This is a genomic window from Marinobacter litoralis, from assembly GCF_016427555.1.
Classification (GTDB): Bacteria; Pseudomonadota; Gammaproteobacteria; order Pseudomonadales; family Oleiphilaceae; genus Marinobacter; species Marinobacter litoralis_A.
In genome coordinates this window covers 1,458,654-1,479,079 of record NZ_JAELVS010000001.1, presented here as the reverse complement: position 1 = coordinate 1,479,079, position 20,426 = coordinate 1,458,654, and the positions used below count along the sequence as shown (strand labels likewise).

The following is a 20,426-nucleotide window of genomic DNA, read 5'->3' as shown; positions in this document are numbered from 1 at the left end:
CGGCCTCAAACTCATGAAAAAAGCCCGCCTCTTCACAGAGAACGGGCTTTTTGTGCACTATCAATCAGATAGCAACCTCAGCCTTAAAGGGCGAAGTGTTCTTCCGGCATATCCAGCAGAGTGTCTGCACCGGCCAACATGGTTACTGCGTGAGTCTTGGTACGCGGCAACATGCGGGTGAAGTAGAAACGTGCAGTCTGCAGCTTGGCAGTGTAGAACGCTTCTTCAGTAGTGCCTTCTTCCAGCTTTTCCTGAGCAACTTTGGCCATCTGAGCCCACAGGTACGCAAACACCGCGTAACCAGAGTACATCAGGTAGTCAACGGAAGCAGAACCTACTTCTTCACGGTTCTTCATAGCGGCCATGCCCACTTTCATGGTCAGGTCGCCCCACTCTTTGTTGATTGCAGCCAGCGGCTCGATGAACTGCTTCAGCTGCTCATTGTCGGCGTTTTCTTTGCAGAACACGTGAACCTGCTTGGTGAAGTTCTTCAGAGACTCGCCCTGAGTCATCAGAACCTTACGGCCCAACAGATCCAGCGCCTGGATGCCGGTAGTGCCTTCGTAGATCATGCCGATACGGGCATCACGTACGTTCTGCTCCATGCCCCACTCGGAGATGAAACCGTGGCCACCGAATACCTGCATACCCAGGTTCGCAGCTTCGTAACCGATTTCAGTCAGGAAAGCTTTGGCGATCGGAGTCAGGAAGCCCAATGCTTCGTCGGCTGTTTTACGCTCTTCGTCAGTTTTGCCACGCGCTACCAGATCCGCTTTCTGTGCAGTCAGGTAGATCAGAGCACGGGCGCCTTCAGCAACTGCTTTCTGAGTCAGCAGCATGCGACGCACGTCCGGATGAACGATGATCGGGTCAGCAATGCCTTCCGGGTTCTTAGCGCCACTCAGTGAACGCATGGCCAGACGGTCTTTGGCGTATGCCAGTGAGCCCTGGAAAGCCAGTTCAGCTGCACCCAGCCCCTGGATAGCGGTACCGATACGGGCGGTGTTCATGAAGGTGAACATGCAGTTCAGACCTTTGTTCTCAGGTCCGATCAACCAGCCTTTGGCACCGTCGAAGTTCATCACGCAAGTCGCGTTGCCGTGGATACCCATCTTGTGCTCGATGGAGCCACAGGAAACGGCGTTACGCTCACCGGCAGAACCGTCTTCGTTCGGCAGGCGCTTGGGTACGATGAACAGGGAGATACCCTTGGTACCTTCAGGTGCGCCCGGCAGACGAGCCAGAACGATATGAACAATGTTCTCGGTCATGTCGTGCTCACCGGCCGAGATAAAGATCTTGGTGCCGGTGATGCTGTAAGAACCGTCAGCATTAGGCTCTGCTTTGGTGCGCAGGGTGCCCAGGTCAGAACCACAGTGCGCTTCGGTCAGGCACATGGTACCTGTCCACTCACCGCTGATCATTTTGGTCAGGTAGGTTTGCTTCTGCTCTTCGGTGCCGTGCGCTTCCACGGTGTTGATCGCGCCGTGGCTCAGGCCCGGGTACATGCCCCAAGACCAGTTAGCGGTACCGTTCAGCTCGCTCATCACGATGCCGAGGGAGTCAGGCAGGCCCTGTCCGCCGTAGTTGGCGTCAGCAGCCAGTGATGGCCAACCGCCTTCAACGTACTTTTCGTAAGCTTCTTTGAAGCCAGTCGGCGTTTTAACGCCGTCTTCGCTCCAAGTACAACCTTCGCGGTCGCCTACCGCGTTCAGCGGAGACAGTACCTGTTCAGCAAACTTCGCACCTTCCTGGATGATGGCATCAACCATATCCGGAGTTGCGTCTTCAGCGCCTTCCAGATTGGCGTAGTGGGTCTCGCTGTCGAGCAGCTCGTTCATTACAAATTTGATATCACGCAGGGGCGCTTTGTACTCAGGCATTGAATCCACCTCAATGTTGGTTGCAGCTGAAGTTGTTGCAGCTATGACCGTGGTTTGCTCAATTACCATGAAGCTCGCGCTTCACAGCCTTAATTAAACACTTGTTTGAAACATACGTTTTGGAGCACAGAATTGTCAAGAGAATTGCGTCAATTTTGTTGTGCTTTGTGTTCTCAAACGTAACGGATGCGGGTCAGAAAACCCGGTAGGCCTTTCTCGCTCAGGGGGTTATCTTCAGGAAGGGATCAAACAAAAATCGAAGTAGCAGCGTCCGAGTCAAAACCGTAACCCTGCATGACCGAGACGTTTTGGTAGGCTTCTGTTGCCTGTCGGGACTGGGGTTCCGGAGCATTTATCGCGGGTTCCGCTGCGTCAGCGCCACCGTTAATTCCAGCGCTTTCATCCTCACCGCTGGCCAGCTCTACCTGAGCCTGCAACATAGTTTGCATGGCCTCCGCTGCAACCGCACGATCCTGCGATGAGGGCTGTGCCGGTGCCATGGCGGCCGCTCGCACAACACGCATTTTTTCGATCGTCGCTTGGGGATCTCCAGCCACCGGAGAGACATCAATGGGCACTTCTCCGCCGACCGCGTACTGAGCGCCGTCGGGGCCACGCTCATAGGAATAGGAGATTGCACCAGCGTATTGCCCGCCCACCGCTTGATGCGCAGCCTCGTGGGCGCGCACTTCACGATCCCGGGCTTTGAGTTCGGAGAGTTCTTGCAGTTCGGATTCCGTCAACCCCTGAAGGTTTTCGTCTTCCTGACTTTCCTGCCCCGCTGACTTGACATCGGAGGCTTGCTCAGGAGCCCGAACAGAACGGCTCTCGCCGACCACGGATTTTTCTCCAGCTGTGCTTTCTGGCCCGGCAACCACTGAATAACCGGAATCTGCCCGCGAGCCCGGGCTAAAGGAAGGAAGAACAGGGGACACTGTCGGTAGAATGTTCACAGACACTACCCGAAGCTCAGACCTTGATGTCCAGCAGGGTACCTATCGTTTCATCCGCCGTTTTAACGACTTGTGCCGACGCCTCGACACTGCGTTTGTATAGATTGAGCTCAATCATCGGCTCGGCCAGATTGCCGGCCCCCTCGGCGCTGCCTTGCGGGCCATCCGATCCACCTCGAGCGATCTTACGTGCGGCGTTCTCCATCCCGACCATTCCGTCCTGGATGCCCTGAATACCGATACCGAGTGTGTTATTGATCATGGAGGAAGGTTCCCGTGGCCGACAATTGCCCAATTAACGCACAATCCTGATCAATTTTCAAACAATGGTGCAACATTCAGATAGCGCGATAAGACGGCCGGCATGTCCACCACTGGTACTTCGCCTGCATAAGGCAAAACACCCAAACACGGTGCCTCGAGATGGGTCACCAGATAGTTAAGCGTTTCTTCTTCACAGCTCATAGGCTCCGCTTCCGGATGATTTGCAACCCAGCCCGCCACCGTCAGCCCATCTGCACGAATAGCCTCCGCTGTCAGCATGGCATGATTGATACAGCCGAGCTTGAGAGGCACCACCATGACAACCCCCAACCCCATGTCCCGGGGCACCGATGCATAGGTTTCGCGATCGTTCAGAGGAACTCGCCAACCACCAGCCCCCTCGATCAGCATCAAATCGGCAGGCTGCATTTGCAACCCACGACAAAACCCGATCAGACGCTGGGCGCTGATTTGCTTGCCCGCTTGCACCGCTGCCACATGGGGCGCAATCGCAGGCTCCAAGGCAATCGGGTTAATCACATCATAAGCAATGGATTCAGTAACCGCCTCCTGAAGCATCAACGCATCTTCATTTCGCAGGCCTTCCGGTGTTTGCTCGCAGCCAGAGGCAATGGGCTTCATGGCAATCGTGCGTTTTCCTTGCGCCTTGGCGGCCTCGAGAATCGACGCACTGACGATGGTTTTACCCACCTCGGTATCAGTACCCGTTACGAAGTATGTTTTCTTTGCCATCGTGTTTATCCTGCTGTGGGCTTTTGCCAATACAACCAACCGGCTTCGTAAGTCGCCGTCACCTGACCAGACCTTGCACCCGGGTATGCCCTGCACATCGCCCGGAAACGCCCGGGGGCTGTGACTGTCCGGCGCCGCTCTTCACCCCTGAACACCGCCCCCAATTGCTTCAGTTCCCGATTGAGCGCCATTGGAGACTCATAGGACAAACGGATGGGAGAAAACTCGAGCACAGAGCCCGGCAGTGTCGATTCCACAAGGCGGCGCCACTCATCTGCCAGGACAAACCGATTCACATGGGGCTGACCCGGGTCCGCTTTTGCCCAGGCTTGCTTGAGCTCACGCAAGGTACCATCTACCAGGGTAGACATTGCCAACACCCCGCCCGGGCGCAGCACTCTCTGGCACTCCGCCAGCACAACCTCGGGGCGCTTACTCCATTGCACCATCAGGTTACTGAACACCAGATCAACACTGTCGTTTGCCAGCGGCAACTGCTCCGCATCGGCATTCAGCCAGCGCACACCTGAGGTGCCGGGCGTCGCCCCAGCCTGCGCCAACATACCCGGCGACAAATCCGCGCCGGTTAAGCGCGCATCCGGATAACAAGCCAACAATTTACGGGAAAACCAACCGGTGCCACAGCCGAGATCAAGAACCGACTCCGGCTGAAGAGCCGAAGGAATGCGCGACAACATGGCGTCACCCATCGTCTTTTGCAATCTGGAAGCACCGTCATAAGTTTTGCTGGCACCACCGAACCCGGACGCTATCGACGCCTTGGTTCCGGTACCACCCTCCGCGCTGGTCAGCGCGGTCAGGTCATTGAACATGTTCATACAACCGCCACCTGCTCCGAATCCCCTGAATCCAGCGACGCCCGACACTCCGAAAGTGCTGCCAATAAACGATCAACCTGCTCTTGGCTATGGGCGGCACTCAACGTGACCCGCAACCGAGCCTGACCCTCGGGCACCGTCGGCGGCCGAATAGCCGTCACCAAAACGCCTCGCTGCTCCAGAGCCTGACTCAGCGCCAAAGCTTCCTCATTGCCGCCAATCATGATGGGTTGGATCGGCGTATAAGACGGCATCAGTTCATAACCCAACGATTGCGCGCCATCGCGGAAACGCGTAATCAGCTCGTTCAGGTGCGCCCGCCTCTGATCATCCGCCTCAATCAGATCCAGACTGGCGCAGGTCGCAACCGCCACCGCCGGCGGCATCGCGGTGGTGTAAATGTAGGTTCGTGCTTTCTGCACCAGATAATCCATCAACATCGCCGGCCCGGCCACAAAAGCGCCGCTGGTGCCAACCGCCTTGCCGAGAGTACCGATCAGAACCGGCACCTCATCCTCCAACAAACCCGCCTCCAGCACACTTCCGCGGCCCTGTGGTCCCAGCACACCGATTCCGTGAGCATCATCCACCACCAACAGAGCATCGTGGGCCTTACAAACCCGCGCCAATGCCTTCAGCGGCGCCACATCGCCGTCCATGCTGAACACCCCGTCGGTGACCACGACCTTGTGCCCAGACGTGTCTGCCAGCATCGCCTCCAGCGCCTCGACATCCCCATGCGCATAACGCCGAACCCGCGCCCGGCTCAGAATACAACCATCGATGATCGACGCGTGGTTGAGCCGATCCGAAAACACCGTATCGCCCCGCCCCACCAACGCAGAGATCACGCCGACATTTGCCATATAACCCGTGGAAAAAAACAAGGCACTGCTGCGCCGGGTAAAATCCGCCAACCGCTGTTCCAAACGGTGGTGAGCGTCATGATGACCACACACAAGATGGGAAGCCGCCCCGCCCAGACCGGTTTCGGGCAAGGCATTCTTGAGCGTTTCAATGTTGTTGGGATGATTCGCCAAGCCCAGATAATCGTTGCTACAAAACGACAACAACGCCTGACCGTCGGCAGTTAACTCCGGCTGTTGCGGGCCAGAAACCAAACGTCGGGTCCGGTACAGGCCCGCGCGTTTCCGTTGTTCTATCTCGTGGACAAAATCGCGCATAAAAACGACACACCAAAAGGTCAGGGCAATGAAAATCCGGGTAAAAAGGGGGCAGAATTGGCAACCGACTCCCCGAACAGATTTGGAGTGAAGGTCTGGCGCTGCTTTTCGGAACTGTTGAAGGCCAAGGACGGCCTGAAACAAGCGCACATGGATGTGCTCGTAGCGTGTCCCGAAAAGCAGCGCCAGACCTTCACACGCCACCGAAGCCTGAAATCAGGCAGATTCCCGTGTAGCGTCATAAAACATGTGCCGCGTAGCCTCATACTCAACCGCTTCAGCCAGCTCCTCTTCCTGCTGCTCCTCGGTTGCACACTGCTCCCGCTGCTCCGGGCGAATACCCAGCTTACGGAACAACTGCATATCCGCATCCGCCTCTGGATTAGAGGTTGTCAGCAACTTCTCGCCGTAGAAAATCGAATTCGCACCCGCCAGGAAACACAGCGACTGCATCTGCTCATTCATCTGCTCACGACCGGCCGAAAGCCGAACGTGCGAAGCCGGCATCATAATCCGAGCTACCGCGATCATCCGGATAAAATCAAACGGCTCGAGATCTTCCACATCCTCCAGCGGCGTACCCTTCACCTTCACCAGCATATTCACCGGCACACTTTCCGGATGCTGCGGCAAATTGGCCAACTGAACCAACAGCCCGACACGGTCATCCTCGTCTTCCCCCATACCCAGAATGCCACCGCAGCAAACCTTCATGCCGGCCTTGCGCACATTATCCAGCGTGTCCAGACGGTCCTGGTAGGTACGGGTAGTAATGATGTGGTTGTAGTACTTCTCGGAGGTGTCCAGATTATGGTTGTAGTAATCCAGACCGGCTTCCGCCAACTCCTTAGCCTCTTCTTCTTTCAGCATGCCCAGCGTCATGCAGGTTTCCAGCCCCAGCGACTTCACCTGCTGAACCATATCCAGTACATAGGGCATATCTTTTTTAGACGGGCTACGCCAGGCCGCCCCCATGCAGAACCGCGAAGCCCCCTTCTGCTTGGCCGCTCGCGCTTCTGCGACTACCTTCTCGATCTCCAGCAGCTTCTCTTTCTCGAGACCGGTGTTGTAATGCCCGCTCTGAGGGCAATATTTACAATCTTCCGGGCAAGCGCCGGTCTTGATCGAAAGCAGCGTACTGACCTGCACTTCATTGGGGTCAAAATGCTCCCGGTGCACCGACTGGGCGCGGAATAAGAGATCGTTAAACGGCAGATTAAAAAGCTCTTGAGCCTCCTGAAGGCTCCAGTCGTGGCGCAGGGCGGTAGCAGTCATGTTTAAGTCCTGTTAACCTTGGCAAGGTCTTTGGTTTACGGATAAACCACGATGATAAACAGACTGAAACTGCTGTCAACCTTGTTCGACCATTTGGTTAACAGCGACACCAGCGCAGGCCGCTGCGTTACTTGCCTTCACCCGTCGGCCTTCAATGGCCTGTGCGCACCCTGCCGCAGCGACCTTCCCCGTAACCGGCTGCACTGTGACATTTGCGCGCTCCCTCTGGCATTTTCAGGCCCGGTCAGACGCTGTGGAGAATGCCTTACCCAGCCGCCAGCCTTCACTCGCTCACTGATTCCCTGGCGCTACCAATTCCCGGTGGACAGCATGATCGGCCGCTACAAGTACAACGGCCAGCGCAAGTTCGCTCGACCACTATTATCTGATTTCAGCGACTATTTGGAACACACTCTGAGCGACGGCGAACGGCCAGAACTGCTGATTCCCGCCCCCATGCACTGGCGGCGTCGATGGCAACGCGGATTCAACCAGTCACAGGATATTGCTGAATATCTGGGCAGGCGGCTCGAAATCCCGGTCAACAGTCAGGCCGTGCAAAGAAAGCGACAAGTACGTGCACAGAGAGGGCTGAACAGAGCAGCGCGCCTAACCAACCTGAACAAAGTCTTCGAGGTCTGCCAAGCGATTCCAGAGCGGGTCGCCATCGTCGATGATGTAGTAACAACCGGGGCAACCACCCGTGCCCTAGCCGGGGCTTTAACCAAGGCAGGTGCCCGTGAGATTCAAATCTGGGCTCTGGCTCGCACCCCCGGCTAACCTAGCTGCCCTTTGACGTAGTCGGCGATCGCCAGGCTTGAGGTCAGGCCCGGCGATTCGATACCAAACAGGTGAACCAGCCCCGCCAGCCCGTGCACCCCGGGCCCATCGATCCGGAAGTCAGCAAAGCCACCATCCGGCCCCGCAAGCTTGGGCCGAATACCGGCGTATGCCGGCTGTAGCTTGCTGGCATCGAGCGACGGCCACCATTGGCGAATGCCCTCAACAAAAGCCTGAAGCCGATTAGGGTCTACGGTGTAATCTTCCACTTCAACCCATTCCACATCAGGGCCAAAACGGGCCTGACCTGCCAAATCCAGTGTCAGGTGGACACCCAGTCCGCCCGGCTCGGGCAAGGGGTAAATCAACTGATCAAAAGGCTGCCGGCCGCTGTAACTGAAATACACACCGCGGGCGTACCACTGTTCTGGCCTCGACGAAGCAGGAAGCCCCCGCCAGTTTTGCGCAAGCGTCGGCGCCCCTAGTCCCGCAGCATTTACCACTTCCCCGGCCAGCAAAGTAACCGAGGCATCCCCACCTATCTCAAGACGGTGGCCGTTGCCTGAACTTTCCGCAGATAACACCGGGCTATTCAACACCAAGCGCCCGCCCGCGTCTTCCAGCTCACCCAACAGAGACAGCATCAAGCCGTGGCTATCAACGATACCGGTTTGCGATGACCACAAGGCCCCCGAGGCCCGCAAGTCCGGGCACTGTGCGCGTATCGCATCTCCCGAAAACTGCTGCAGGTGCACACCATTAGCTTCCGCCTGACGGGCGATGGCTTCGAGCCTGGCCGCTTGCCGATCGTTGGTCGCAACAATCCATTTCCCACACTTTCGGTGCCCAATCTTGCGGCTGGCGCAGTACTCGTAGAGCAACTGCCGCCCTCGCACACAAAAGGCCGCTTTCAACGAATCGGCCGGATAATAGATACCGGCATGAATCACTTCACTGTTGCGGGACGATATGCCCTCACCAAACCGGGGGCCGGCTTCCAGCACCAAGACCTCGCGCCCGGACAACGCCAGTTCACGAGCGATGGCCAACCCCACCACTCCGGCTCCGATAACCACCGTTTGCACGTTATAGCTTTCGCGATCCACGTTTCCGCCCTGCTGTTCAATCCAGTGCCTGAAATTACCCCAGATAGCGCTACGTTACATTACCTGAGCGGTCAGAACCGTTATACTTTACCCCAAGCGCAACGGATGCACGGAGCATTGGGCAATGTCCGACAGCAAGCAGTTTCTTACGGTAATGATCGTCGCCGCACTATTCGTAGGCTGGATCGCGTGGCGTGGCTTTGAAGTCACCAGCCTGAACGATCAGCTGAAAGCGGATAAAGTGGTGTCCAGTTACCCATATCAACACCGGGTACTGCGAGTAGAAGGAGATACAGCCACTATTAGTTCGCTTCGGTCCCACACCCTGTCAACGCAACAGGCGTTGTCGGTGGTATTTCCGGGCATGAAGCATCTGGCTGACACCCATCGCGACTGGCAAAAAGCGGAAAGGGAACTTGCGCAGGTACAGGCCCGGGCCGGTGATATTGTATTGGCGTCACCAAGGATTAACCGCGTGCGCTGGGAGCTGGACGAGAACTGGTACCACCTGCAACGCATGAAATCTCAACAAAACTCGGCCTTTTGATCACTATGCAACATGAGCCTTCTGACAACACCGCCTCCCCCCATCCGTACGACACCCTGACGCCGGAAACCATTCTGGACGCCATGGAAGAAGCCGGATTCGCGGTCAGCGGGCGCCTGTTTGCGCTGAACAGTTATGAAAACCGCGTGTATCAGGTCGGGCTGGACGAAGGCGCGCCCGTCATCGCCAAATTTTATCGCCCCGACCGCTGGTCTGATGCCGCTATCCGTGAAGAGCACGAATTCACGCTGGATCTGCAAGCGGCCGACATTCCTGTGGTCGCACCACTGGCCCTCAGCAACGGCGACACCCTGGGCCACCATGGCGAGTTCCGGTTTGCCGTGTTTCCTCAACGGGGCGGCCAGGCTCCTGATACCAGCGTAACGGATACCCTCTACCGCCTCGGCCAGTGGTTAGGCCAGATTCACAATCTGGGCGCCACCAAAGCCTTCGAGCACCGTCCCGGGTTTAATCTGGTTCAGGGGCTGGAAGAACACAACGCATTACTCGTTAACGGCGGCTGGATTCCGGATGATCTCCGCCCCGCCTGGGACAGCCTGATCCCGGATTTAATCGATGGCTGCAAACAGCGCATGGAAGATGCCGGAGATGTAAACACCCTTCGAATCCATGGGGACTGTCACGCGGGCAACATTCTTTGCCGCGACGAAGCCATGCTGTTTGTCGATCTGGACGATTGCCGCACCGGCCCCGCGGTGCAAGATATGTGGCTACTGCTGAACGGCGAAGCGACTGACCGCGGCAGCCAGTTGGGCGAATTGCTCGAAGGCTACGAAACCTTCCGGGATTTTGATCGTCGCGAGCGGCACCTGATCGAGCCGCTGCGCTGCTACCGGCAAATTGCCCACTGCGCCTGGCTGGCTCGGCGCTGGGAAGACCCTGCGTTCCCGCGTTTTTTCCCGTGGTTTGCGCAGCCGCGTTTCTGGTCTGACCAAATCCTGTCTCTGCGCGAACAACTGTCTGCCCTGCAAGAGCCCGCTCTGACGCTTCCGGGGCAATTCTGAATACTGACGTTTCAAAGAGGTAACCATGAGCGAAAGTGAAAACCGCTATTCGGCGCGTGCCCTTATTGTGACTGCGGTGATTGCCATCATCGGCACGGTCACGGCACTGGAAGTCGGCGGGAAAATCAAACATTCTGACAACAAGGACCATGTTCCGGTCGGGGATTTCAAAGCCATCCACGTCACGCCCGGCGAAGCATTCCGAATGTCCCGCAAGCCCTCGGGGCTGCATGCCGTTTGCGAAAATGGCTACCTTGCCATAGCCGCCGACGTAGACCCGTCCTTTCGCGGCATCCTGGTCGATTACAAGAACCGTGGTGTCCGCTGCTCCCGACCTTCACCCACTGACCGGGACCCAGCCATGCCGAAAGCCGGAGACAGCGATGACCAGTAAAAAACCGAGCCCCGCACCTCAGCTGACCGACCGGTTATTCGCCACCGAGCGCAACCCTGAAGATTTTCGTTTCGATGCGTCGGTCGCCCGTGTTTTTCCTGACATGATTCGTCGATCTGTGCCCGGTTACACCACCATCATTCCAATGATTGAAGTGATTACCGAACAATACGTGCAACCCGGTTCTCATTGCTACGATCTGGGCTGCTCACTGGGTGCCTCGACACTGGCCATGCGCCACGGCATAGCGCACTCCGACTGCACACTGGTGGGCGTGGATAATTCCAGCGCGATGATCGAACGCTGCGAACACTATGTTGCACTCGACGATCACGAACTGCCCGTTACCCTGCGTTGCGAAGACATTCTGACCACCGAGCTCAGCCGTGCTTCGGTCACCACCCTCAACTTTACATTACAGTTCGTGCCGCCTGAAAAGCGCAAAGACCTGCTGGCCCGAATTGCCGATGCCACGCTCCCTGGCGGCGTACTGATTCTATCCGAAAAAATCCGTTTCGAATCCGATTCGGAACAGAACACCCAGACCCAGCTACATCATGAGTTTAAACGCGCCAACGGCTACTCCGACCTGGAGATCAGCCAAAAACGCGCCGCAATCGAAAACATCATGATTCCTGAAACCCTGAACACCCACAAGCAACGGCTTCTGGATACCGGGTTTGACGAAGTTCTGGTGTGGTATCAGTGCTTCAATTTTGTTTCCATGCTGGCCATCAAGAACTCTTAATCACCGGATACCACGAATCCTATGTCTGCTTTCGACTGGCGCGAACATTTCTCGCCTTTTATCGACTCTCTCAAAAACAGTGATCAGGCAGCCTGGGCCGAGGTTCTGAAGGCCCAGTTGATTCGCCGTTTCGAAGACAATCCACACGGCGATATGGCGCGCTGGCACGCTGCTCTGCAATCTCTGCCATCAGATATCCCGGCTAAAGTGGACCTGAATTCGTCAGCTGTGACCGTAACCTCAGAGCAACCATTAAGCGAACAGGATGCACACAATCTCGAGCTGGGTTTACGCGGCTTAATGCCCTGGCGGAAAGGTCCTTTCAATTTTTTCGGCACCCACGTGGACACAGAATGGCGCTCAGACTGGAAATGGGACCGGGTTTCACCCCACCTTGCGGATTTGAAAGGACGCACCATTCTCGATGTGGGTTGTGGCTCCGGTTATCACTGTTGGCGCATGGCCGGCGCCGGCGCCCGGCAGGTTGTGGGCATCGACCCCGGCCTGCTGTTCATGTTCCAGTTCTTGGCCGTCAAAGGTTACCTTGGTGACGTTCCCGTAGACCTTCTGCCGATTCGCATGGAAGATCTGCCGGAAAATCTTGAACACTTCGACACCACTTTCTCAATGGGCGTGCTCTACCACCGGCGTTCTCCCATTGATCATCTGCTGGACTTGAAAGGCACCTTGCGCCGGGGTGGCGAGCTGGTGCTGGAAACGCTGGTTGTGGATGGACCGGAAGGTTTCAGCCTGATGCCGGAGGATCGTTACGGCCAGATGCGCAATGTCTGGTTCCTGCCCAGTTGCCCGACGTTGATTCGATGGCTCGAACGCGCCGGCTTCCGCAACGCCCGCGTGGTGGATGTATGCGACACCACCACGGAAGAACAACGGCAAACCGACTGGATGCGGTATAACTCGCTGGCTGACTTTCTCGACCCCAATGATCCCACTAAAACCATTGAAGGTTACCCAGGGCCAAAACGGGCAACCATTATTGCCGAGAAACCCTGACCGGGTATTCAAAGTATAAAAAAACCGCCTGAAGCTCACGCTAAAGGCGGTTTTTTTGTCTCTGACGCTTATTCCCCGAACGGGTGCCTCAGAGTAATGGTTTCTACCCGGTCAGGGCCGGTGGAGATGATATCAATCGGCGCTTCGATCTGCTCTTCCAGGAAGCGGATATAGGCTTTCGCGTTCTCCGGCAGCTCCTCGACGCTGGTCAGACCAAAGGTGCTTTCGCTCCAGCCCGGCAACTCTTCGAAGATCGGCTCGATGTCCTTGAAGGTGTCGCAGCCAATCGGCGGACGGGTGATTTCACCGTCCGGAGTCTTGTAGCCAACGCACACCTTCACGGTTTCCAATCCGTCCAGAACATCCAGCTTGGTCAGGCAGATGCCCGATACACTGTTGATCTGGATGGCGTGACGCAAAGCCACGGCATCGAACCAGCCACAACGGCGGGAACGGCCAGTGGTGGTGCCCACTTCGTTGCCTTTAACCGCCAGATGTTCACCCATGTCGCAAAACAGCTCCGTCGGGAACGGGCCTGAACCGACACGGGTGGTGTACGCCTTGGTAATGCCCAATACGTAGTCCAGGTACAGAGGACCAAACCCGGAACCGGTCGCCGTGCCACCTGCGGTGGTGTTAGACGAGGTCACGTACGGGTAGGTACCGAGATCGATGTCCAGCAAAGAACCCTGAGCACCTTCAAACAGAATGTGCTCGCCGCGCTTACGGTGGTCATGCAGGATGTCGGTTACGTCAGCCGCCATCGGCAGAATTTCTTCCGCCATCTGCTTCAGTTCAGCCAAAGCCGCATCGATGTCTTCGGCTTCTTCTTTGAAGTATTCGGTCAGTACAAAGTTGTGGTAAGACATGATCTCACGAAGCTTAACTTCAAAGTCTTCCATGTTGTGCAGGTCGCCCACACGAACGCCACGGCGGGAGACTTTATCTTCGTAGGCAGGCCCGATACCACGGCCGGTGGTGCCGATTTTGTCTTCGCCCTTCGCCCGCTCACGCGCCTGGTCAATACGAACGTGGGTACGCAAAATAATCGGGCACGCCAGGCTGATCTTCAGACGGTCACGAACTTCAACGCCATTTGCCTCAAGTTCACGCACTTCTTTGAGCAGTGCTTCCGGTGACAGCACAACGCCGTTACCGATCAGACAGTGAACATTCTTTCGCAGAATTCCAGACGGGATCAGGTGCAAGGCCGTCTTCTTGCCCTCGATGACCAGTGTGTGGCCGGCATTGTGACCGCCCTGAAAGCGCACCACTGCTGCCACTTTTTCTGTCAGAAGGTCGACGATCTTGCCTTTACCTTCATCACCCCACTGGGTACCCAGCACAACAACATTTTTACCCATGATTCTCTCTCACATCAGGCGGCCCGAAGGAACGCGCCTTGCACATTTACTCAGGAATATTCGACAAATACTGGCACCAAAATCAGCCCAGCATCTCCACAACCCATTGCCCGTCTTTTTTCACCAGCTGACGATCACAACCTTGCAGTGCGGGATCTGCAGGTTCGTCACCCGGCAATTGTCTGATCACTGTCTCGGTCATACGAAGGCCCGAGATCACACCTTCAAGCGCAGAATCCTCAACCGCCGGTGCCCAGATAGCACCCGAGCGGTGATGCACACGCTCACCCAGTGCCACCAACGCACGAATATCCAGGCTGAACCCGGTAGCCGGTCGGGCACGCCCGAAATCGCTGCCAATGGCATCGTAACGGCCACCTTTGGCCACCGCGTCGCCATGACCGGGCACGTAGGCGGCGAAAACCAGACCGGTGTGGTAGTTGTAGCCTCGCAGTTCGCAGAAATCGAAACCCAGACTCACTTCCGGGAAATCACGGCTCAGCATTTCGACCACTCGAGTCAGCTTGTTCAAAGCCGCATCGAGGGCCTCGGACGCGCCGCCCAGAATGGTGCGGGCCTGCTCCAGCGCTTCCACTCCGCCGCTTACGCGGGCAAGCTCACGCAATCGTGCGCCCGCCGAACCGGGTTCACAGTCACCCAGCAAGCGGTCGAGCTCCGGCACCGATTTTCTGGCCATTGCATCAAAAACTGCAGCTTCGGTGTCTTTATCAAACCCGGAACTGGCAATCAGGCTTTCATAGATCGAAACGTGGGCCAGATCCAGATGTACCCGCGGCAAACCGGCTACCCGGAGGGTTTCCAGCATCAGGGTGATAATTTCCAGATCCGCCGCTTCCGAGGTGCTGCCGAACAGCTCGCAGCCTGCCTGAATCGGCGTTCGCCCGGTCAGCATGTGACGCGGGCGGGTATGCAGTACATGACCGGCGTAGCAAAGGCGGGTAATACCTTCCTGGCCCAGCGTATGCGCATCAATCCGGGCAGCTTGCGGCGTCATGTCTGCGCGCACACCCATCATGCGGCCGGTGAGTTGATCGGTCAGCTTGAACGTCTGCAACTCAAGGTCGTGCCCGGTTCCCGTAAACAGGGACTCCAGGTACTCGATCAGAGGTGGGATAACCAATTGGTATCCCCAGCGTTGGCAGGTGTCCATTACATCCCGGCGCAGGGACTCGATCCGTCCGGCCAGCGGAGGAAGAATGTCTTCAACTCCATCTGGCAGTAACCAGCGATCAGATACTGTCATGAGATTCTGTTGTCCGTTTTTCCATCACCGGCTCAGGTGCCGGGGGAATGACTCAGGGTTCAGGATGTCCAGGCGAAGAAATGCCCAAACAAAACCGGAAGGATTCTACACCCTTGGCTGACACAAAAAAACCGGAATACCTACGTATTCCGGTTTTCCTTTTCAGCCAACGGTTTTACTTGGCGCCGGCCGGGTCCTTCAGAAACTTCATGAAAGCACTGTCGGAGTCGATGACCATGATGTCATCCTTGCCGGCAAAGGTTTTCTCGTAAGCCTGCAAGCTACGGTAAAAGCTGTAGAACTCTTCATTGCTACCATAAGCTTCGGCATAAATCCGAGCGGCTTCGCCGTCACCTTCACCACGGGTTTTTTCCGCTTCGGCGAAGGCATTCGCCAAGGTTACGGTTTGCTGACGATCCGCATCGGCACGGATACCTTCCGCCAATTCCTGACCACGGGAACGGAATTCCTGAGCCAGCTTATGACGCTCAGTCGCCATCCGACGATAAACGTTTTCGCTGACGGCGCCCGGAAACTCGATGGCTTTGACCCGGATATCGAGAATTTCGATACCGAATTCTTTCACCGCAGTTTCATTAGCACGATCCCGCAGTGCATGCATCAGCTCATCACGCTGACCAGACACCACTTCGTGCATGGTGCGGACACCGAACTCGTCACGCAGACCATTGTCAACGCGAGACAGAATCAAGGTTTCCGCACGGCGCTCATCGCCACCGGTTGCACGGTAGAACTGGTCTACGTCACGGATTTTCCACGCTACGTACGAATCCACATCCAGCGGCTTTTTCTCGATGGTGAGGTACTGACGCGACGGCAGATCCATGGTCAGAACCCGGATATCAAATTCCCGGATCTGGTCAATCACCGGAACCTTGAAATGAATACCCGCCTGAATATCGGTTTGCACCAACTCACCAAAGCGGAGTTTCACGCCACGGTGGGTTTCCGGGATGATGAACACACTAGACAACACGAGCAGGACGACGATAAGAGCGCCTGCAAGGCCCAATACACCTTTAGGTCCCATAACTTATCTACTCCTCCGGGTGTTTACGTCCTGACGGGCGCGCAACTCTTGCAGAACCTGATCGGTCAGCGCCTGAACGTCGACTTGCTGATTACCTGAGCGCGATGAACGCGATCCTGAGCTGGACATCTGACCCTGAGTCAGTTTGTCCAACGGCAGGTACATCATGTTGCCGCTGCTTTCGGTATCAACAAAGATCTTGCTGCTGTTACCCAGAACCTGTTCCAGAGTTTGGAGGTACATCCGCTCACGGGTGACCACCGGAGCCTGTTCGTACACCGCCAGCAACTGATTGAAACGTGCGGTTTCACCGCGAGCCCGCTCAATCACTTCGGCTTTGTAAGCGTTGGCCTCTTCAATCATGCGCTGAGCCTTACCCCGAGCTTCCGGAACAATCTTGTTGCGGTAGGTCTCGGCTTCTTCTTTCGCACGCTGCTCGTCTTCCCGAGCCCGCTGAACTTCGCGGAAAGCGTCTTGCACGGCCGCAGGCGGCTGAGTGCTTTCAACGTTCACCCGAACGATTTCCAGACCGGTGCCGTACTCCTTCAGGAAGCTTTGCAGACGCTGTTCAACGCGAACCGCCAATTCCGCACGCCCTTCGGTCAACACGTCGTCCAGTGACGAACTACCCACTTCGTGGCGCAGTGCACTGTCAGTTGCGAAGGCCAGAGCCTGGTTTGAATCACGTACGTTCAGAACGTAGGCCTTGGCATCGCCAACCCGGTATTGCACCTGCAAGTCCACGGTGACCAGGTTTTCGTCCTGGGTCAGCATCTGACCACTGGAACGGGCAGAGCGCACGTTGGTTACACGGACCTTGGTTGCCGAATCAATCAACGGCACCTTGAAACGCAGACCCGGGTTTTCGGTACGACTGTACTCACCGAAGCGCAGCACAACCGCTCGTTCCTGTTCGTCTACGGTATAGAACGACTGGTACAGGACGTAGCCGAACGCCAGAATGGCGATGATGGCTACGATGGCACCAAAACCACTGCTGTTATTACCAGAGCCTGAGCTGCCGTTATTGCCTGAGCCGCCTTTGCCACCCAGCATACGGTTAAGCTTATCCAGCCCCTTTTTCAGGGCCTCATCCAGATCTGGTGGCCCCTGATCATTGCCGCGACGACCACCGGTTCCCCAGGGATCGTTGTCGTTACGGTTACCACCCGGTTCATTCCAGGCCATAATACTCTCCGTTCGTGTTTATTCGAATGGCTGCAAATACTAGGGTTTTATCAGCCCCCCGGCAATAGGCGGCCTGATTCACAGCGCTCTGTCTTCCAGCCGAACCTCTTCTTCGCTGACACCTGCCCGGCTGAGCAGCTGCATCCAATCACGGTTCTGCAACCGCACTTCTACTACGGTATCACCACTTTCCCGGTACTCTTCGCTCAATACAGAACCGGCCTCATGCAGCAAGGCGCGGAGCTTGCCATCTGCCGGCCCAAGCAACACGAAGTGGTGCACCACATCTTCTGCCAGGCGCTCGACAACGGCGTCAAAGAGCAAGTCCATACCTGCACCAGTTATCGCAGATACCCACACTCGCACCGGGATGCCGTCTTCGTTGCGATCAATGCGTGGAGCGAAGTCATCCAGCAGGTCTATCTTGTTGAAAACCTGCAGTTGCGGCACCTCATCGGCACCAATTTCCAGTAACACATTGTCCACTTGCTCGATGTTTTCATCGCGGCGCTCATCATGACAATCGATGATGTGCAGCAGCAACGAGGCCTGCCGGGTTTCTTCCAGAGTCGCGCGGAAGGCTTCCACCAGCTTGTGGGGCAGGTGCCGAATGAACCCTACGGTGTCGGCCACTACGACCGAACCAATATCTGGAAGTTCCAACTTGCGAAGGGTCGGATCCAAAGTGGCAAATAACTGGTCTGCCGCATAAACCGTGGAGGTAGTTACCTGATTAAACAATGTCGACTTGCCCGCGTTGGTGTACCCCACCAGCGACAGGGTTGGAACGTCAGCGCGCTTACGGGCCCGGCGCCCCTGATCCCGCTGCTTACGAACCTTTTCCAACCGCTTATGTATTGACTTGATGCGCTCGCGCAGCAAGCGTCGGTCAGTTTCCAGCTGGGTTTCACCCGGCCCTCGCAAGCCGATCCCCCCTTTCTGCCGCTCGAGGTGCGTCCAGCCACGGACCAACCGCGTGGACATATGTTCAAGCTGAGCCAGCTCAACCTGCAATTTACCCTCGTGGGTACGTGCACGCTGGGCGAAAATGTCGAGAATAACGCCGGTTCGGTCTAACACGCGGCATTTGAGCTCATGCTCGATATTGCGTTCCTGGCTCGGGCTCAGGGCGTGGTTAAACAGCACCACGTCAGCTTCATTCGCGGCAATCGCATCGCGAATCTCTTCCAGCTTGCCTTCGCCAACGAACAACCTCGGGCTGGGCTGCTTACGGGTACCGGTCACCATATCGACCGGCTCAACACCCGCCGAGGTTACCAGCTCGTGGAACTCCCCCGGGTCTTCAGAACCGTCATGGGCCGTGAATTCGATGTGCACGAGAACCGCCCGTTCTCCAACGTCAGGACGTTCAAACAAAATATAATCAACTCCATAAAAACAAACACCCGCGGCCAGCTCAGCTCAAAGGCTGCCCTGCACCGCGGGTGTCAGAACCGGAAACACCGGAATTTAACCTTCAGCTTCTTCCTCTCCGGGATTCGCCTGCGGCAAACGAACATTGCGAGCAGGTACAACCGTGGAAATAGCATGCTTGTACACCATCTGGCTGACAGTGTTTTTCAACAAGATTACGAACTGATCGAAAGACTCGATCTGGCCCTGAAGCTTGATGCCGTTAACCAAAAAGATAGAAACGGGAATGCGCTCCTTGCGCAAAGCGTTGAGGTAAGGGTCTTGTAAGGAATGCCCTTTTGACATGAGTATTCTCCTGTTAGAGGTAGGTGCAGATCGTCAATTTGCAGAGTTAAATGTGGTGTGTAGACCTGATTTTTTCAAGGTTTCCAGCACCATTTGTAAGTTATTACCATCCAGCCACTGTACATCAGGCCATTTTCGCAACCAGGTCAGCTGGCGCTTCGCCAATTGGCGAGTTGCCGCCATGCCCTTGTTCAAATAGGTTTCATGGTCGCATTCACCCGACAGATACTCCCACGCCTGGCGGTAACCCACGCAACGCATGGAGGGCAAATCAGGATGGAGATCATCCCGCGCCATCAACTGCCGGACTTCGTCCAGAAACCCTGCGTCTTGCATCGCCATAAACCGCGTACGGATCCTCTCATGGAGTACCTTACGGTCTGTCGGAGCAAGCGCAAACTGGAAAACAGTATACGGCAGGTCGGCACTCTCGTCTGCCTGCCACTTGGTGAAATAGGTGTAATCCTTGATATCCGGCGACTTTTGCGCGTCCGAAGCTTCAGAACTGGCCTGCCAAGACGCCGAAATCGGCTGTCCGGTTAACCGAATAACCTCGATCGCCCGCATCAGGCGTTGACGATTATTCGGATGGATAATCTCGGCGGCAACCGGATCTTTGGCTAACAGCTCGTCGTACAAGACTTGCCAGCCCTGCGCCTCGGCCTCTTTTTCAATCTGTGCCCTTAGCTCAGGATCCGCGGACGGCAGATTCGACATGCCGTTTAACAGTGCTTTGAAATACATCATGGTGCCACCGACCAGCAGCGGAATCCGCCCGCGCTCGGTAATCTCTGCCATTTCCGCCAAAGCATCTCGCACAAAATCTGCAGCTGAATAGCTGTCCGCCGGATCGCAAATGTCGATCAGCCGGTGCGGTGCCCTGGCCAGCTCATCGGGCGTCGGTTTGGCGGTACCGATGTCCATATCCCGGTAAATCATGGCGGAATCAACGCTGATGATGTCGCATGGCAAGTGTTCACACAGGGCCATCGCCATATCCGTTTTACCCGATGCCGTTGGCCCCATCAGAAATATTGCCGGGGGCAGCGCTGGCTGTTGCTCACCTGCCATGATG

General features: G+C 56.4%; 21 protein-coding genes. 6 read left to right on the top strand and 15 right to left on the bottom strand.

Going from position 1 to position 20,426, the window contains the following annotated elements; all coding sequences use genetic code 11:
- Window positions 1-83: 83 nt before the first annotated feature.
- The 7 genes from JAO79_RS06860 to bioB all read right to left on the bottom strand — a co-directional run bounded on the left by JAO79_RS06860 (window position 84) and on the right by bioB (window position 7,151).
- On the bottom strand, window positions 84-1,883 hold the full coding sequence (locus tag JAO79_RS06860; RefSeq protein WP_199006431.1) for an acyl-CoA dehydrogenase C-terminal domain-containing protein: 1,800 nt from the start codon (window positions 1,881-1,883) through the stop codon (window positions 84-86).
- A 245-nt stretch (window positions 1,884-2,128) separates the two neighbouring features.
- Complete coding sequence (locus tag JAO79_RS06855; RefSeq protein ID WP_413785048.1) at window positions 2,129-2,836, bottom strand: putative metalloprotease CJM1_0395 family protein; 708 nt, start codon at window positions 2,834-2,836, stop codon at window positions 2,129-2,131.
- Between the two features lie 16 nt (window positions 2,837-2,852).
- Window positions 2,853-3,098 carry a flagellar basal body rod C-terminal domain-containing protein gene (locus JAO79_RS06850; RefSeq protein ID WP_199006430.1) on the bottom strand — a complete coding sequence of 82 codons (246 nt, stop codon included), beginning with the start codon at window positions 3,096-3,098 and terminating at the stop codon, window positions 2,853-2,855.
- Between the two features lie 50 nt (window positions 3,099-3,148).
- Window positions 3,149-3,853: a dethiobiotin synthase gene (gene bioD / locus JAO79_RS06845; protein ID WP_199006429.1), complete on the bottom strand. Its 705-nt coding sequence runs from the start codon at window positions 3,851-3,853 to the stop codon at window positions 3,149-3,151.
- 5 nt (window positions 3,854-3,858) lie between these two features.
- Window positions 3,859-4,692, bottom strand: a complete 834-nt coding sequence (gene bioC, locus JAO79_RS06840) for a malonyl-ACP O-methyltransferase BioC (RefSeq protein WP_199006428.1) — start codon at window positions 4,690-4,692, stop codon at window positions 3,859-3,861.
- Window positions 4,689-5,876 (bottom strand): 8-amino-7-oxononanoate synthase, encoded by a 1,188-nt coding sequence (gene bioF, locus JAO79_RS06835; protein ID WP_199006427.1) that lies wholly within the window; start codon window positions 5,874-5,876, stop codon window positions 4,689-4,691. Before bioF ends, bioC begins: the two co-directional genes overlap by 4 nt.
- Before the next feature lie 216 nt (window positions 5,877-6,092).
- Window positions 6,093-7,151 (bottom strand): biotin synthase BioB, encoded by a 1,059-nt coding sequence (bioB, locus tag JAO79_RS06830; protein WP_114334148.1) that lies wholly within the window; start codon window positions 7,149-7,151, stop codon window positions 6,093-6,095.
- Window positions 7,152-7,202: 51 nt separating this feature from the next.
- Between bioB and JAO79_RS06825 the strand changes: the two genes are divergently transcribed.
- A complete protein-coding gene (locus tag JAO79_RS06825; protein WP_199006426.1) occupies window positions 7,203-7,931 on the top strand; it encodes a ComF family protein in 729 nt (242 codons plus the stop codon).
- Here the strand turns inward: JAO79_RS06825 and JAO79_RS06820 are convergent.
- Complete coding sequence (locus JAO79_RS06820) at window positions 7,928-9,037, bottom strand: NAD(P)/FAD-dependent oxidoreductase (protein WP_199006425.1); 1,110 nt, start codon at window positions 9,035-9,037, stop codon at window positions 7,928-7,930. The two genes, JAO79_RS06825 and JAO79_RS06820, sit on opposite strands and share 4 nt — an antisense overlap.
- Window positions 9,038-9,161: 124 nt before the next feature.
- On the opposite strand from JAO79_RS06820, the gene JAO79_RS06815 reads away from it, so the two are divergent.
- Genes JAO79_RS06815 through cmoB form a run of 5 tightly spaced genes read left to right on the top strand, consistent with a single transcriptional unit; the run spans window position 9,162 to window position 12,765 of the window.
- A complete protein-coding gene (locus JAO79_RS06815) occupies window positions 9,162-9,584 on the top strand; it encodes a hypothetical protein (protein WP_199006424.1) in 423 nt (140 codons plus the stop codon).
- Between the two features lie 5 nt (window positions 9,585-9,589).
- Window positions 9,590-10,609: a serine/threonine protein kinase gene (locus JAO79_RS06810; RefSeq protein ID WP_199006423.1), complete on the top strand. Its 1,020-nt coding sequence runs from the start codon at window positions 9,590-9,592 to the stop codon at window positions 10,607-10,609.
- 25 nt (window positions 10,610-10,634) lie between these two features.
- Window positions 10,635-11,003 carry a kinase gene (locus JAO79_RS06805; RefSeq protein ID WP_199006422.1) on the top strand — a complete coding sequence of 123 codons (369 nt, stop codon included), beginning with the start codon at window positions 10,635-10,637 and terminating at the stop codon, window positions 11,001-11,003.
- On the top strand, window positions 10,993-11,751 hold the full coding sequence (cmoA, locus tag JAO79_RS06800; RefSeq protein ID WP_199006421.1) for a carboxy-S-adenosyl-L-methionine synthase CmoA: 759 nt from the start codon (window positions 10,993-10,995) through the stop codon (window positions 11,749-11,751). The genes JAO79_RS06805 and cmoA overlap by 11 nt, the downstream gene beginning before the upstream one ends.
- A gap of 21 nt (window positions 11,752-11,772) precedes the next feature.
- Window positions 11,773-12,765 (top strand): tRNA 5-methoxyuridine(34)/uridine 5-oxyacetic acid(34) synthase CmoB, encoded by a 993-nt coding sequence (gene cmoB, locus JAO79_RS06795; protein WP_199006420.1) that lies wholly within the window; start codon window positions 11,773-11,775, stop codon window positions 12,763-12,765.
- Window positions 12,766-12,833: 68 nt separating this feature from the next.
- On the opposite strand, the gene JAO79_RS06790 is transcribed toward cmoB, so the two are convergent.
- The 7 genes from JAO79_RS06790 to miaA all read right to left on the bottom strand — a co-directional run bounded on the left by JAO79_RS06790 (window position 12,834) and on the right by miaA (window position 20,422).
- Window positions 12,834-14,129, bottom strand: coding sequence for an adenylosuccinate synthase (locus tag JAO79_RS06790; protein ID WP_199006419.1), 1,296 nt, complete (start codon window positions 14,127-14,129; stop codon window positions 12,834-12,836).
- An 82-nt stretch (window positions 14,130-14,211) separates the two neighbouring features.
- Window positions 14,212-15,393 (bottom strand): ATP phosphoribosyltransferase regulatory subunit, encoded by a 1,182-nt coding sequence (locus tag JAO79_RS06785; protein ID WP_199006418.1) that lies wholly within the window; start codon window positions 15,391-15,393, stop codon window positions 14,212-14,214.
- 175 nt (window positions 15,394-15,568) lie between these two features.
- Entirely contained in the window at window positions 15,569-16,444 is an 876-nt protein-coding gene (hflC, locus tag JAO79_RS06780; protein WP_199006417.1) for a protease modulator HflC, read from the bottom strand.
- Window positions 16,445-16,447: 3 nt separating this feature from the next.
- Window positions 16,448-17,632, bottom strand: a complete 1,185-nt coding sequence (hflK, locus tag JAO79_RS06775) for an FtsH protease activity modulator HflK (protein WP_199006416.1) — start codon at window positions 17,630-17,632, stop codon at window positions 16,448-16,450.
- Between the two features lie 78 nt (window positions 17,633-17,710).
- Window positions 17,711-19,012: a ribosome rescue GTPase HflX gene (gene hflX, locus JAO79_RS06770; protein WP_320158946.1), complete on the bottom strand. Its 1,302-nt coding sequence runs from the start codon at window positions 19,010-19,012 to the stop codon at window positions 17,711-17,713.
- Window positions 19,013-19,102: 90 nt separating this feature from the next.
- Entirely contained in the window at window positions 19,103-19,351 is a 249-nt protein-coding gene (gene hfq, locus JAO79_RS06765; protein ID WP_114334161.1) for an RNA chaperone Hfq, read from the bottom strand.
- A gap of 33 nt (window positions 19,352-19,384) precedes the next feature.
- A complete protein-coding gene (gene miaA / locus JAO79_RS06760) occupies window positions 19,385-20,422 on the bottom strand; it encodes a tRNA (adenosine(37)-N6)-dimethylallyltransferase MiaA (protein WP_199006414.1) in 1,038 nt (345 codons plus the stop codon).
- Window positions 20,423-20,426 lie beyond the last annotated feature (4 nt).